At 44.4% G+C, this 15,571-nt stretch carries 14 protein-coding genes; 11 read left to right on the top strand and 3 right to left on the bottom strand.

The window, feature by feature from the left end:
* Positions 1–100 precede the first annotated feature (100 nt).
* Complete coding sequence (locus BLW49_RS04285; RefSeq protein WP_076311651.1) at positions 101–1,108, top strand: LacI family DNA-binding transcriptional regulator; 1,008 nt, start codon at positions 101–103, stop codon at positions 1,106–1,108.
* Between the two features lie 217 nt (positions 1,109–1,325).
* Positions 1,326–1,982: a hypothetical protein gene (locus tag BLW49_RS04275; protein ID WP_076311649.1), complete on the top strand. Its 657-nt coding sequence runs from the start codon at positions 1,326–1,328 to the stop codon at positions 1,980–1,982.
* Between the two features lie 53 nt (positions 1,983–2,035).
* Here the strand turns inward: BLW49_RS04275 and BLW49_RS04270 are convergent, their stop codons facing one another.
* From BLW49_RS04270 to yhbH, 3 genes are all read right to left on the bottom strand, one after another.
* Complete coding sequence (locus BLW49_RS04270; RefSeq protein ID WP_090723318.1) at positions 2,036–2,590, bottom strand: YecA family protein; 555 nt, start codon at positions 2,588–2,590, stop codon at positions 2,036–2,038.
* A 198-nt stretch (positions 2,591–2,788) separates the two neighbouring features.
* Entirely contained in the window at positions 2,789–4,228 is a 1,440-nt protein-coding gene (locus BLW49_RS04265) for a SpoVR family protein (RefSeq protein ID WP_090723317.1), read from the bottom strand.
* On the bottom strand, positions 4,225–5,391 hold the full coding sequence (gene yhbH, locus BLW49_RS04260) for a sporulation protein YhbH (RefSeq protein WP_076311646.1): 1,167 nt from the start codon (positions 5,389–5,391) through the stop codon (positions 4,225–4,227). The genes BLW49_RS04265 and yhbH overlap by 4 nt, the downstream gene beginning before the upstream one ends.
* 257 nt (positions 5,392–5,648) lie before the next feature.
* On the opposite strand from yhbH, the gene thrC reads away from it, so the two are divergent.
* The 9 genes from thrC to BLW49_RS04220 all read left to right on the top strand — a co-directional run bounded on the left by thrC (position 5,649) and on the right by BLW49_RS04220 (position 15,559).
* Positions 5,649–7,052 (top strand): threonine synthase, encoded by a 1,404-nt coding sequence (thrC, locus tag BLW49_RS04255; RefSeq protein ID WP_090723315.1) that lies wholly within the window; start codon positions 5,649–5,651, stop codon positions 7,050–7,052.
* A 272-nt stretch (positions 7,053–7,324) separates the two neighbouring features.
* Positions 7,325–8,602, top strand: a complete 1,278-nt coding sequence (locus BLW49_RS04250; RefSeq protein WP_177178640.1) for a sulfotransferase family protein — start codon at positions 7,325–7,327, stop codon at positions 8,600–8,602.
* Positions 8,599–10,527, top strand: a complete 1,929-nt coding sequence (locus BLW49_RS04245) for an asparagine synthase-related protein (protein WP_090723312.1) — start codon at positions 8,599–8,601, stop codon at positions 10,525–10,527. Before BLW49_RS04250 ends, BLW49_RS04245 begins: the two co-directional genes overlap by 4 nt.
* A 47-nt stretch (positions 10,528–10,574) precedes the next feature.
* The gene (locus tag BLW49_RS28475; protein WP_177178639.1) at positions 10,575–10,709 is read left to right on the top strand and encodes a paeninodin family lasso peptide; all 135 of its coding nucleotides are present in this window, start codon (positions 10,575–10,577) and stop codon (positions 10,707–10,709) included.
* A gap of 145 nt (positions 10,710–10,854) precedes the next feature.
* Positions 10,855–11,796 (top strand): phosphoenolpyruvate carboxykinase (ATP), encoded by a 942-nt coding sequence (locus tag BLW49_RS04240; protein ID WP_090723310.1) that lies wholly within the window; start codon positions 10,855–10,857, stop codon positions 11,794–11,796.
* A complete protein-coding gene (locus BLW49_RS04235; protein WP_090723308.1) occupies positions 11,793–12,086 on the top strand; it encodes a lasso peptide biosynthesis PqqD family chaperone in 294 nt (97 codons plus the stop codon). Before BLW49_RS04240 ends, BLW49_RS04235 begins: the two co-directional genes overlap by 4 nt.
* A gap of 4 nt (positions 12,087–12,090) precedes the next feature.
* Positions 12,091–12,552: a lasso peptide biosynthesis B2 protein gene (locus tag BLW49_RS04230; RefSeq protein WP_076311640.1), complete on the top strand. Its 462-nt coding sequence runs from the start codon at positions 12,091–12,093 to the stop codon at positions 12,550–12,552.
* Positions 12,553–12,576: 24 nt separating this feature from the next.
* A complete protein-coding gene (locus tag BLW49_RS04225) occupies positions 12,577–13,761 on the top strand; it encodes a nucleotidyltransferase domain-containing protein (RefSeq protein ID WP_090723306.1) in 1,185 nt (394 codons plus the stop codon).
* A complete protein-coding gene (locus BLW49_RS04220) occupies positions 13,754–15,559 on the top strand; it encodes an ABC transporter ATP-binding protein (RefSeq protein ID WP_090723304.1) in 1,806 nt (601 codons plus the stop codon). Before BLW49_RS04225 ends, BLW49_RS04220 begins: the two co-directional genes overlap by 8 nt.
* Positions 15,560–15,571 lie beyond the last annotated feature (12 nt).

The raw sequence follows: 15,571 nt of genomic DNA, 5'->3' as shown, positions 1-15,571 counted from the left end.
GATCGCACCTTTTAGGCTATAATGAATTCATTCATACAAAACCAAGCTAACAAGCATATACAGATGCGTTTTGGACAATGAGAACGTAAGAGGTGATCAAATGGCATCGATCCATGATGTGGCTAAAGAAGCCGGGGTCTCAGTTGCTACCGTTTCAAAGGTGCTGAATGATTATCCCGATGTAAGTGACAAAACACGTAAAAGAGTAAATCTGGCTATTGAGCAGCTGCACTATCAACCGAATGTAGTTGCAAGGGGATTAGTAAAAAGAAGATCATGGACTGTAGGTGTGCTGCTGACCGTCCCCTTCACAAATCCATATGTAGCCGAACTATTAGAAGGAATTAAGACAGCGCTTGAGAACAGCGGATATGATCTGGTCCGGTTATCCACTCGCTTCGATGATCCGCATTATTCATTTATTAAGCATTGCCGCAGCCGCAATGTAGATGGAGTTGTCGTCTTTGGAGTGGAGCGCGATAATCGCAGTATCGATGAATTGATTCATTCGGATATCCCAACGATGTTTGTCGACATGGATATCGTTGGCAAGCGGGCAGGGTATATTACAACAGATAACCAAAATGCAATCCATAAAGGTGTAAAGCATCTTTACGAGCTCGGCCATCGCAAGATAGCCTACATATCCGGCACATTAGGTCCATCCATTGCAAATATGCGGCTTGAAGGATATAGACAAGGCCTAATTAGCTGCGGATTATCTTATTCGACCAGTTACCTTGAGGTATGTGATTATACATTTGACGGCGGAGCGGCTGCGATGAGCAGACTGCTTGCACTCCATGACACGCCGACAGGCATTGTATGCGCTTCGGATCTCTCCGCTTTTGGTGCCATTCATGAAATAGAGAAGCACGGATTGTCCGTTCCTCATGACATCTCCGTTGTAGGATTCGATAATACCTATCATGCGCAGGTATTCAAGCCGAATTTGACGACAGTGAATCAAAATATTTACTCTATCGGCATTAAATCCATTGAATGCTTGATTGCACTCATAGAAAATCGGGATTACTCTCCGCCAGTCATTATGGAGCCTTCTGAGCTGATCGTAAGGCAAACCACAGGGAAGGCTAAGCTTGCCTGAAGCACTGCGGTTGTATAACTTTATTCATAATAACAAGGAAACACCTTCTCACTCGAATCTCATGAAGTTTTTCATGCAGATCGGGCAGAAGGTGTTTTTTCATTCTTTTCAAGATTTTTACCCTTTTATTACGAGAATGACTATCTTATATGTAAGGATGAGCTATATAATGGGACAAGGACAAGTGAAATAGATTCATAAAGGAGTTAAATTTTAATTGAATAGATTAATTAAAGCAGTCATTTTGCTGACTTGTGTCATGTTTGTAGGAAGTGCGTTTGTGTTTGCAGAAATTAAGGGGAGTTCCCTTTCAAATATAAAAAATACAGAAGAACTAAAAATTGAGCCAGCAATGGATCCTGTGGCCGTTATAACGGGTACCGATAATGCTTTATATCCGGTACAAGAAACAGATGGAGTATATGAAGGAATGGCTTTGGCCTGGGAAGGCCGTTTTCTTAACTTTCCGTGGAGAAGCGTGGCCTCTGAGACGCCATCTGCACAATTAATGGCAATGGATGTTACGCAGGATGGGATAGAAGATGCAATTGTATTCTTAACGGCTGCGGATGGAACAGGTGTCTATGTGGAACAGCTTCATATTGTTGATGGGACGCAGATGGTTGAGATTATGATGAAGGATCCCGTCAAGGCTGCAGAGGAATACATACAGGTGAGCACAGAATTGAAGGAGATTGGTCCTGTAACTGTGGGCAATTATGTTAAGTATGAAGTGAAGGGAAGCACTGTGACGGCAACACTGGGTGTTGCGCAATCCTTTTCTCAATATATTGGCGACCTTGTGATTACCTATCAATATAATCCGAAGGTGGAGGAGCTTGAGGCGGAATCAATCCTGTATACCGCATTTTAAATTAATAAATCCGAAAGGACCTGCTGAGCAGGTCACTTTCGGACTCTCTGATCTTATACACTTTGGCTAGTTAAGGAAGTTTTCTCTGCAAATTCAGACAGCTGTCCAATGCTCTTGGAGAGGGTTGTAGCCGATACATCGTGCTTAGCAGCAAGCTCGGATTGACTGATGGTGCTGCCTTGTTTCGTTGCAGTAACATATTCTAATGCACCAGCGAAACCTCCCGGCTTACGATAACGAGGAGCTTCGCTATTGCTATAGCTGTTCCACAGTGAGATAAGTCCACTTGTCTCTTCTTCCGTCAGCTTGTACTCTTCTGCGATTGAAGGAATGGCAGATTCAGCAAGCTCGCGGTGCATGTCGTGTTCCCAAGTCATCTCTGTAAGGTTCAGCGCAGACTTCTGGGAGGTCTGTTCAACTACTTGAGGGGCAGGGGACGTCTTAGAAACAGTGGATACTGCAGATACAGGGCGTCGATTCGTAATGACTTCGACTGATGTGGCCACCCTTACATTGCGCTGCTGCTGTCTGTCTTTCTCGAGGCAGCATTTTTTATATTTCTTGCCACTGCCGCAGTGGCACGGTTCGTTTCTACCTAGGTTGATCAAGTTCGTTCGCTCCTTTAATTCTATCAAAGAAATTCTAATGATGAGCGCAATAATGTAAGGCGCTAACAAAAGTAGATTATATCATATTTTAATGGGTTTAGATGTAATGTAATGCCCCCTATATTTCAATGTACTCCATGAAAAAGCCTGTTTCAACCCAAAAATGAGCGGAAACAGGCTTAATACAGGACAATTGTGTTAATTTAACAGCTTACGGTGGATCTTTTTGCCATCAAATGTAAATTGTACCGGTTTATCTTCGATAATGGTTTCAAGATGCACCGTTCGACCCCATAATTTATATACGTAAGGAAGCGTGCGTTCCATATATTTCAAGTCAAGTTCAATGCCTTCGTACTGATGCTTAAGCATAAGCTCGCCGGTACGAAGATAATCCCCGTCATGCACGACGAGATACGGTGAGCCGCCATTGACTCTGGCATAGATCAGCTGATCCCGGATATTTTCCCAGGATTTATCGGTAATTTTCCATTCGGGGCCCTTCTTCTCAAACACATACAGGTCGAGGTCTTCGACCAGACCCTTTGTCATGTAGTTGCGGATGAAGGAGGTGTCTGAATCGTATTCGCGAACCTCGAACATTTTGGATCTTCCTTGCCCTGGCTTGCGTCCGAAGCGCTCCTGCTCCTCAAGTGTCGGGTGATCCCAGCGGCGTTCGATATCCTCGAAGATTTTGACCCCGAGATAATAGGGATTCAGACTTTGCTTTGACGGCTGTACAACAGAGGCATTAAGCATGGCATATTCCACGGTTTCTTCACTTGTGAGGTCCAGCTCGCGTATAATACGTTGATGCCAGTAGGAAGCCCAGCCTTCGTTCATAATCTTGGTTTCCATTTGAGGCCAAAAATAGAGCATCTCTTCACGAAGCATGCTCATGATGTCTCGCTGCCAATCGGTTAGTGTTTCGGAAAATTCCTGTATGAACCACATGATGTCCTTCTCCGGTTCAGGAGGGAAGCGGTGAACCTTCTGCTGCGCCGGCTCCTCTGTAGATCCTGCAGGTTCGCCGATGGCCCAAATATCGTCATATCTTCCGGGAGGGCGAATGACCTTGGTTTCTTTTTGCTGCTTCATTTTCATTTCCATATAACGCTGCTTGTCGAGTTGCTGAGGCTTGATCAGCTGTGGATCTACATGCTCCTGAATAGCGAGGACCGCATCAATAAAGGATTCCACGGCTTCCGTCCCATATTCAAGCTCATATTGGCTGATTCGGTCTGCCGTCGCTGACATGCTCTCCACCATATTGCGGTTGGAGGCTGAGAAGCGGGCATTGTTTTTGAAGAAATCACAGTGTGCGAGCACATGGGCTACAATGAGCTTATTCTGAATCAGAGAGTTTCCATCGAGCAGGAAGGCATAGCATGGATTGGAATTGATTACGAGCTCATATATTTTGCTCAGACCGAAGTCATACTGCATCTTCATCTTTTGGAACGTCTTGCCGAAGCTCCAATGGCTGAATCGAGTCGGCATACCATAGGCTCCGAAAGTATATATGATGTCGGCAGGGCAGATCTCATAACGCATCGGATAATAATCAAGCCCGAATCCGTCAGCGATTTCCATGATCTCTGCAATGGCATATTCTAGTTCATTGATCTCTTTGCTCATGAAGCACTTCCTCCTTCCTTGTTGTGGAAAAAGGTGCGCAGCGCTTTGTAGACTTCGCCTTTCTCCTTGATTACATAGTACATAAACTGGTCCATCTTAATATTGCGATAGGCGGACATCAGCGTACTGCTGCGGTTATATTGGTTCACTTCTCCATAGCCAAACATATTGCTTCGCTTCAGCAGTTCACCGATGAGCTTCACACAGCGTTCGTTGTCAGAGGTGAGATTATCTCCATCTGAGAAGTGGAAGGGATAGATGTTATAGCTTGAAGGAGGGTAGCGACGGTCTATAATCTCAAGAGCCTTCATATAAGCGGAGGAGCAGATGGTACCGCCGCTTTCTCCCCGGGTGAAAAATTCTTCCTCAGTCACTTCTTTGGCTTCCGTATGGTGGGCGACAAAGACGATTTCTACCTTTTCATACTGCTTGCGAAGAAAGCGGGTCATCCAGAAGAAAAAGCTGCGTGCGCAGTATTTTTCAAAGGACCCCATGGAACCGGAAGTGTCCATCATTGCGATGATAACAGCGTTAGAATGCGGGATCACGGTATCATCCCAGGTCTTGTAACGCAGATCATCCGGACTGATGTGGTGAATGCCCGGGTTTCCGGTTGTGGCGTTCCGTCTCAGATTCTCAAGAATGGTCCGTTTCTTATCAATGTTGGACTGCATTCCTTTTTTGCGGATATCGTTAAACACGATGTTGTGCGTTTCAATTTGCTCTTTATCCTTTTGCTTTAAATGCGGCAGCTCTAATTCGGAGAACAGCATGTTCTCCAATTCTTCAATGCTGATCTCGGCTTCGACAATATCGTGACCCGGCTGATCGCCTGCCTTTTCACCCTTGCCGGGCTTTTGACTCGCAGGATCGCGGCCGATGACATCACCGACCTGGCTGTCCCCGTCACCCTGGCCGACATGCTTCTGCTTCTGATAATTGTACACGAAGCGATATTCATCCAGACTCCGGATTGGAACCTTGATGATTTGCTGGCCATCAGACATGATAATATTTTCTTCCGTAATAAGATCGGGCAGGTTTTGCTTAATGATATCTTTCACCTTCTGCTGATGACGCTGCTGGTCTTGGTACCCTTTACGGTGAAGCGACCAATCTTCTTTGGAAACGACAAACGAGTAAGGATGGCGAGAATCTGGCATGTTAGGCACCCCCCTTGGATTACGCGGCACAGTTTGGCCTGCTGTAAATTATGTATATTCACGGGCAGGGACGTTATGTGATGACATATATAATAAATAGAGAATATATCAAAACTTTTTTTTCAAAATGCCATGGAATTGACGATTCTTGTAAGAAAAAGATTCGCTTTTATCCAAGATAGTAGTATTATGGTTAAAAAGAAAAACAAGAGGTCCAGTGAAACGAGAATTGGGTCCATTATGCAGGAGGGAAATAGATGCAATATCATAGTACTCGAGGACGTGTAAGTGGAGTTGGTTTCATCGATGCATTTCTGATGGGGCTGGCTACGGATGGAGGTCTGCTTGTACCAAGCACCATACCATCGTTATCGACTGAACAGCTGGAGGCATGGAGAAATCTATCCTTTCAAGATCTCATGCTCAAAATTTTCTCCTATTATACAAATGAAGAAATTCCGGAAGCCGAGCTGAAAGAATTGGTGTATGCGAGCTACAGCACATTCCGTGATGAAGCTGTTACGCCCGTTCGCAAGCTGACGGATCAAATATATTTGCTTGAGCTGTTCCATGGACCTACCTTTGCGTTCAAAGATGTCGCCTTGCAGCTGATGGGTAATCTATATACTTATGTTGCGAGCAAATACAATAAACAGATTAATATTCTCGGAGCAACCTCAGGCGATACCGGTGCATCCGCAATTGAAGGTGTTCGAGGAAAAGAAGGCATCAATATTTGCATTTTGCATCCGACTGGCAAGGTCAGCAAGGTGCAAGAGCTGCAGATGACGACAGTACAGGACAGCAATGTATTGAACCTTTCTGTCGAAGGTAACTTTGACGATTGCCAGCGCATGATTAAGCAGCTGTTTGCGGATGTAGAATTCAAGGATAAGCATCATCTCTGTGCAATCAATTCTATAAATATTGTTCGGATTCTCGCTCAGACGGTTTACTACTTCTATGCATACTTCCGGGTTACGGACGAGCGTCCGGAGCTAACGGCTTCACCGCTTCATTTCAGTGTCCCGACTGGAAACTTTGGTGACATTTTTGCAGGATATCTCGCATCCCGGATGGGTCTTCCTGTCGGCAAGCTCATCTTGGCTACGAATGAGAACAACATCCTAGAACAGTTTGTTAATCAAGGGCTGTATAAGCCAGACAAATTCCATACCACCTACAGTCCATCTATGGATATACAGGTTGCAAGCAACTTTGAACGATATCTGTATTACGTACTGGGAGAGGATGCTGCTCAGACGGAAGAATACATGAAGTCTTTCCAAGAGAAGGGTCATATTCAAATCCCGGAAGACACCCTTGCGAAGGTACAGCAGGAATTTGCAGCCTATGGTGTGCTTGGTGAAGAGTGCTTGGATACAATCAAGAAATATCATGAGCAAACGACTTATCTGCTCGATCCTCACTCGGCTTGCGGGGTAAAGGCAGCTGAGCAAAAGGTGGGAGCACAGGAAGTAGTCGTGTCGCTGGCTACAGCACATCCGGCCAAGTTTAATGAAGCCATCGAGCTGTGCGGGATTGAGCAGAAGTTCCCTGAGCAGATTGCAAGACTAACGGATCTGCCGACACGGAAGAAGCTGGTAGATGGAACACTTGATGCTGTCGTGGCAGAGCTTCTCCCTTTTTACAACGCCTAAAACAGAATTCAGTTTAAACCTTATTTAATTGCATAATTACGAAGAACGGCATAAAAGTCTGTTTCCGAAGATAATATCTTGGGAGCAGACTTTTTTATTTATGAATCAAATATGAAAATACAAAAGTGAAAAAGGATGAAAAATAAAGCATTGACATGATACAAAATGTATCATAAAGTAGGTTTTACAATACATAAAGTATCATTATTTTGGGATAGATACACACATCAACAAATAATGTACAGTTATTTGTCGGAAAGGAGACGCTGCATTTGAAGCATTTCCGTGATGATCAACTCGTATTTTTGCTGTGTACGCCCAGAAGCGGAAGCTCACTCACAACAGTGATGCTGCAGAACCATGAGGAAGTTTTCGCCGCACAGGAGATGTGGTATTTGCTCTCACTTGCGGACTTGCAGCTAGCTCCTGTACGCCCCTATGGAGGCACGGGGATCATTCGTCAATTCTATAATGGAATTATTTCAGAAGATCTGTTTCATAGAGCAGCACGCAGCTTTGGAGTGGAGATCTATGAGGGATTATTAAATCAGAACGGCGCACGGAAGATCATCGATAAGTCGCCAAGATATTATATATTGCTAGAGTTTCTGGATGCCGTATTTCCCGAATCGCAAAGAATCGGATTATTTCGCAACCCGTTATCTGTAGCTGCATCCTACAAGAAGGTCAATGCATTTAGCGGAGAACCATTTTCACTGATCGAGGATCTGAAGCAGCCTATTCCTGGCATGAAGATCGTAGACCTTACAGTGGGGCTGTTCCGCTACGCAACGTATTTTAAGGGAGAATCGGCCTACTCCTACAAGCTTAAATATGAAGAGCTCGTGCGGCAGCCTGAACAACAATTACGCAAGCTGTGCGAGTTTATCGGTATTTCTTACCGTGAAGGAATGGAGAAGTACGGCAATCCGGTAAGTGAAGAAAAAGCGGATCTTTTTTACAGTATGGGAGCAGGTGACCCCTTCTTATTGAATCATACACAGGCACATGTGCAGTCCATTGACGCTTGGAAGGATCAGCTTAGCCCTGATGAGGTTGATGCCTATTGCCGAGTGCTGGGAGCACAAATATTTCATGATCTTGGGTACTCTGAAGAACTGGAAGAAGCACAACGGATAACGGGCGTTAGGTACGAACTCTCGCCAGATGAAGCGACGATGGAGCGGATTGAACAGCAATTTTTGAAATCGAGCGGTTACATATGGAAGCCGGACTATGAATTGAGCACAAGCAGTATTCTTACGGGGATACAGCCTGCTGAAGCTGTAGATGATCTAGAATTAGAAGCTATGCAGGGGAATCGGATAAGTGATCACAGACAGGCCTCCGTCCAGATTGCTCAGCTTGAAACGAGAGTCAGGCTGCTGGAGAACCGATTAACGAAGAGCTATATGGAGAAGAACCACGTGGAGAAGCAGCTGATCCAGCTTAGGAGCAAGCTTAATCGAATTAAGTCCATACTGCCATTTGGGAACCGGCTATCATCCTGGGCTCAGGGGTACTTGTCTGGAAGGGAGGGGAAATCATGAGCGCCATCATGGGATGCTTATCCCGCAGAGAACCGATTATGCCTGAAGATATGGACCCCGCAGGAGCCTATTTGACGAAATACAAGTGGGATCGTATTCATACATGGAGCGATGCCCATGTGTTTTTTAGCTGTCATATGCAGTGGGTGACCCTTGAGTCCGTCCATGAAATGCTGCCACTCTATGATGAAAGACGCGATATCACCATTACAGCGGATGCGATTATCGATAATCGCAGTGAGCTGTTTGACAAGCTGCAGATCCCTCTTAGAGAGCAAATCACGATTTCCGACAGCCAATTGATACTGGAAGCTTATGTGAAGTGGGGAGAAGAAGCGCCTAAGCATTTATTAGGTGATTATGTATTTATGATTTGGGATTCAAGGAAGGATCAATTGTTCGGTGCACGTGATGAGTCAGGCCGCAGGTCCTTTTACTATATTGATGATGGTATACATTTTGCATTCTGCAGCTCAATGAACCCGATCTTCCAAATGCCTTACTTCAACAAAGAATTAAACGAGCAATGGCTGGCCGAATTTCTGGCGATTCGAGGAATGTATGAATCGTATGACGTTCATGCCACTGCGTATCGTAATGTAAGACAGATTCCGGCTGCACATTGGATTAAGGTAAGCAGGCAGGGAGTCGAATTACGTCAATATAGCAATTTTAAAGAAATAGAGCCTTTGTATTTGAACTCGGATGAAGAATATGAAGAGGCCTTTCGAGAAGTGTTCGACCAGGCTGTTCGGGCAAGAGTCAGAACATATAAGCAAGTAGGCACGGCCCTCAGTGGTGGACTTGATTCAGGAACGGTTGCGAGCTTCGCTTCACCGATGCTGAAAGCGGATGGCAAGGAGCTTCATGCTTACAGCTATGTACCCGTATCAGGCTTCGAGGATTGGACGTCCAGCCGGTTGATTGCAGATGAAACGCCTTACATTCAGTCCACCGTGAATTTTGTAGGGAATATTCGAGAGAACTACATGAATTTTGCTGGTAAGAGTCCGCTGACGGAAGTGAATGACTGGCTGGACATTATGGAGACGCCTTACAAATTTTTTGAAAATTCCTTCTGGATTCGTGGATTTTATGAACGTGCACAGGAACAGGGAGTAGGCGTACTGCTTACGGGGGCTATGGGGAATTTCACCATTTCGTGGGGGCCGGCGTTAGACTACTACGCTCATTTATTGCGAAGAGGCAAGCTGGTTCACCTTGCAAGGGAGGTTCAGCAATACAGCCGTCTGGCTGAAGTACCGCGAGCAAAGCTGCTGCCGATTATCGGGAGAAAGGCATTTCCCATGCTTCACAGGCAGCGTGCGGTATCGGGGGGAACCGTCCAAATACCCGAACTGATTCACCCGGATTTTGCTAGAAAGATGGAAATGCACGGGCAAATGAAGCCATACGTTGTGAATAAAGAAACGGTCTATATTAACGCATTAACTGCACGAAAAGAAAATATAAATAACTTGGCCGTGGCTAACAAGAATGGGGCAATGGCAACGAAACTATCTATGCGGTATGGACTTATTGAACGTGATCCAACCAATGATCCGAGAGTGGTTCGTTACTGTCTGTCTGTTCCACTAGAGCAATATGTTCAAAAAGGGCGAGATCGCGCATTGCTGCGTCGCTCCACAGTGAATTACTTGCCAGATAATGTGAGACTTAACCAGAGTGTTAGAGGGATTCAGCCGGCAGATTGGATTCAGCGCACGAAGCCGCATTGGAAAGAATGGGTGGCGGAGCTTCAAGCTTTATGTAAGGACACTTTGATATCTGAATATCTAAATGTAGATCAAATAAAAAAAGGACTCACAAAGCTGGAGCATCCTAGACCGGAGCTTGCGTGGGATTCAGAGGTTCGCATGCTGATGCACAGTTTAATTGTCTTTCGATTTTTGCGAAGATTCTAAATTAATTCTATAGCAGCGGTGCAGCAATTGGAAAGGAGGTGAGAGGAATGAATATAGAAAAAAAAGAATGGCAAACACCGAGTTTAGAAGTCCTTGAGATCAGTGAGACAAAAAAAGGTGTCGGATACAGACAAATTGACTGGATCTCTGAGCATGACGGGGACTTGTACAATCCAAGCTAACAGATAAAGTAGGTAATTCATTCTTATGTATGTTGACAGCTTATAGCTATCAGCGAAAACATTCTCACTCGTCTTTCGCTGATAGCTATATCATGATTGCTATTGTAATTTAGTAGTGGTTATTATGTTGGAATTGGAGGATTTCATGTCACAAGCAAAAGGTACTATTGTATCCACTTATACAGCGTTTGGCTTGAACATCCAAAGTGCACTGCCTCTTCCCGAGTTGACTGAAGCAGAGGTGACTGCAACATCCAACATCGATGTGATTATTCACATAGGAGACTTATCTTTGCTCAGCCATGACTGGAATCTGGCACAAAAGAATTTTCAATCTAAAGGGAATCAATTTTTATTTCAAATTCCCGAAGTAGGTATTTTTCATGTCGTGGAAGGTACACGGGTAACCGTCATGCCTTATGCTCTACACGATCTTTCAAGAGTGAGGTTGTATTTACTAGGCACCTGTATGGGCGTTGTTATGCTGCAGCGTAAGATTTTACCCCTGCATGGAAGTGCGGTAGTCATAGACGGTGAGGTGTACGCCTTTGTGGGTGAGTCGGGTGCAGGAAAATCCACCTTATCGGCAGCACTTGTGAATAGAGGCTACAATCTAATCAGCGATGATGTAATTGCTGTTAGCATGAGCTCTTGTAACCCCGTTGTATACCCAGCATATCCACAGCAGAAATTGAACGCTTACAGTCTCGATATGTTAGATATGGAATCCACTTCTTTCCGGATCATACAGGATGAATGGAAGTACGCTGTTCCAAGGAAGCAGTGTTTCAGCCAGGATGAGATGACGTTGGCGGGTGTGTTTGAGCTTGTTGCTTCAGGGAGTGCTGAAGTTCAATTGGATAGTGTAGGCCCATTTGAAGGCATTAACCTGCTCCAAGTACATACGTATCGTCTGCCGCTGGTCAAAAGACTGCAGCTGCTGGAGTGGCATTTCAAAGAGGTTACACAAGTGGCTAATCGCACCCAACTGTACAGACTTCATAGACCGTTAGATCAAGTGACGATTGAGCAGCTAGTTGACACCGTGCTGCAGACAATTGATAAAGGAGTGAATACACCCGGATGACAATGAAAGCAATCGATCAAAACGACGTGTACATTCAGCAAAAAGGCTATGTCGTCAGCGATATGAACGGGGACAAAGTCATGATGTCTATTGAATCAGGCAAATATTACAACCTTGGACAGACAGGGGGACGTATTTGGGAGCTTCTTGTAGAAGGCAATACAATATCTGGTATTTCCACTGTCCTTTCGTCGGAATATTCTGTGGAGCAAGGGACATGTCAGCTGCAAGTAGAGCAATTTATGAATACCCTTCTGAAGGAAGGGCTGATTGTAAGTAAAAGGGATTAGTGTAATGTCAAGTAAAACTTTATTATTTCGTTCATTTACGAAGCAAAAGCCTGCCATGAGAAAGTTGATCATAGAGGCTTTCTTTTATTTGGCCTATGCCAGACTAATGAATCTTAGACCATTTGCTAAAGTAGCCGAGATGTTGAATTGTGTTAAGGATGAATCCGCCTATGACCGAAGCCCTGTCTTGGATCCGATTCGGCTCAGTGTTGCCAAGGCCATTCATATGACAGCGAAACATACCCCTTGGAAGAGTGAATGTCTCGTTACGAGTATCGCCGGAATGATCATGCTGGAACGAAGAAAAATTGACAGCACGCTGTATCTGGGTGTAGCTAGAAGCAACAGTGGAGAGATGGTTGCACATGCTTGGCTTCGAAGTGGGCAGTTGTATGTTGCCGGAGCAGACGGAATTGAGAAGTATACCGTCGTTGGAGTGTTTTCTAAACGAACATCTGAACCTTAGCAAAGGCAAAGGGAGATCAAATCAATGAATATCATAAACCGTGATATTATTGCCGAAACGACGATCGAGTTTCAATTTATGTGTGAATTGCTTGCTGAGGATCGTGTATCGAATGAGGCAATCCAAGAAAGATATGATACTAGCTCCATAGATTGGAATGAATTCAGCAGACTAATTCTACATCACCGTGTTTATCCACTTATATATATAAGACTGCAGACAATTAGCTATTATGTACCGGCTGAAATCATGAATCAATTGCGCGATGCCGTTATGTCCAATACGTTCTATATGATGAAGCTGACGGCAGAGATGCAGCGAGTAGCTCGTATTCTTGAAGAACATCATATCGAGGTTCTGATGCTGAAGGGACCTGTGCTTGCTTATGAATTGTATGGAGATTTGGCACATCGTAACTCAAAAGATCTTGACATGCTTGTGGATATTTCTAAGGTCGAGAAGGCTTTAGGAATACTTATGGAAATAGGGTACATTAAGAAATTTGATTCTCCTTACATTTTAAACAGTTGGAAGTGGAAGGATCATCATATTGCTCTCGTCCATCCAGTATTAGAAACACAGATTGAGATTCATTGGAGCTTAAATCCTTATAATAATTCTCATCAATTAGATTTCAAGACGTTATGGAATAGAAAACGATCTATGGATATTTCAGGATGTAAAGTCCATTACCTTGGATTCGAAGATTTATTTATGTATTTAATAAGTCATGGTGCAAGACATGGCTGGTTCAGGTTACGCTGGCTGTTAGATATTGATAAGATAATTAGATTTAATGGTGCAATTCAACAAAGTCACTATTATATGGAGATTCATGATTGCAAGTCCCTTGTGGGTCAGGCGTACTACCTAGCCTCTCAATTGATTAGAACGCCATTAACCAAAGAAATGAAAGAACTGGCGACTAGTCAAAGATCGATAGAATTGGCCTATTATGCATTTAATCTTATAAAGAAAAGTGAGATATCGGATGCTGAGACATTAAAAAATTATCTGAAACAGATCAAATCACCGAAACGTCGAATGATCATGCTGCTAGGGAGGCTGTATCCGGGTCCCATGGATGCTGAATTATTGCCACTGCCCCGCAAGCTGCATTTTCTATACATACCTTTACGCCCTTTCTTGTGGATATGGCGTCGAATCAGACAGCGCATGGTTCTCAAAGGGAGACATGAATATGATTGAACTTCGAACCTACCTAAAGAAACTGTACTCTATTACAGGTCCCAAGCTGATCGTCAGCATCTTGTTTATGGTCATCATCAGTATATTGGAAGGGTTCGGTATCTACATGCTGCTTCCCATGCTGTCTGCAATTAATGTATTGGACTCTGGTATAAATGATTCAGTCCCGCTGGAATGGGTCACTGTTCTGCTCGGGTTTGTACCGCAGCAATCACAGCTACTGCTGGTACTTTTCATTTTTGTGGTCATTTTGACGGTTCAAGCGTTAATGCAGCGTAATCAGAACATTCTCAGCTCTCAAATCCAGCAAAACTTTATACATACCTTGCGATATGAAACGTACAGACTATTGATACATTCCAAATGGGAGCTTTTTTTAACGAAGAAAAAATCAGACTTTAACCATATCCTCACCTCTGAGCTGGCGCGTGTGAGCCAAGGAACAAACGTCTTAATTCAGCTTACGGCATCGGTCATATTTACAGTCATTCAGATTGGATTTGCCTTTTGGCTGTCTGCCGAATTGACTCTGATGGTATTAGGCTTCGGTGTCATTCTGTTTGTGGTCCTCCGGCCTTTTATACGCAAAGCCAAGGCTTTGGGGGATCACACTTCTGATCTGTCTCAACAATATATGTCTGAGATCGTGGAGCATTTTAACGGGATGAAGGATATTAAGAGCAACAATCTGGAGCAGCAGCATGAAACAGGCTTTAAAGCCTTGTGCAAGCGAATGGAGCATAACATGGTATCTTATATTCGCCTCAATTCGACTACACAGCTGATTTATAGAATTGCTGCGGCGGTTATTATTGCCTTGTTTGTATATGCATCGCTTAACCTGTTTTCTTATCGTGCTGAGCATTTGCTGTTGATGATCGTTATATTCTCCAGATTATGGCCCCGGTTCTCCATGATCCAAACCAGTCTGGAATATATCGGTTCGCTCATTCCTGCTTTCCGGAGCTTGCTGCAGCTGCAGCAAGAATGTGAGCAGGCTTTGGAAATAAGCAGCATGAATACTTCGATTAGCAGTACGGATATCAAGCCGATCACTTTGAAGTCAGGGATTCGCTGTATGGATGTATCCTATCGGTATCCAGGACAAACACAAGATGCGCTGCACCAAGTTAATACTTTTATCCCGGTTAACGGTATGACGGCTATTGTCGGACGTTCAGGTGCAGGAAAAAGTACATTTATTGATCTGCTCATGGGGTTAATTCAGCCGACAAAAGGAACCATTCACTTGGATGAAGCGCCTTTGGAGGAATCGAGGCTGCAAGCCTGGCGTCAGTCGATCAGTTATGTATCGCAGGAGCCTTTTTTGTTCCACACATCGATACGGGACAATCTTCTTCTGGTGAAGCGAGATGCTACGGAGGAGGAGCTGTGGGAAGCGCTGCGATTTGCCTCCGCTGATTTTGTTGCAGATTTGCCACAAGGACTGGATACTATCATCGGTGATCGGGGAGTCCGACTATCTGGAGGAGAGAGGCAGAGAATTGTACTCGCAAGAGCGATATTACGTAAGCCAGCGATTCTCATATTAGATGAAGCAACCAGCGCACTGGATGGAGAGAATGAACTTACTATACAAGAAGCGCTCAAGGCGCTTCAGGGGCGGATGACGATCGTCGTCATTGCACACCGTTTGTCTACCATTCAAGGCGCAGATCAGGTCATCGTACTTGAAGGGGGCAAAGTGATGCAGCAAGGAGCATATGAAGGGCTCTCTACGGATGCAGAGGGTGCCTTCGGTCAATTGCTGTCTTATCAGACGAGAGCATCTTTATAGTACAGGATGCTC

Source organism: Paenibacillus sp. PDC88 (genome assembly GCF_900106725.1).
In the GTDB taxonomy this organism is placed as follows: Bacteria; Bacillota; Bacilli; order Paenibacillales; family Paenibacillaceae; genus Paenibacillus; species Paenibacillus shunpengii.
Note: the sequence above shows the minus strand (reverse complement) of the source record. Positions and strands in the feature narration are given on the sequence as shown.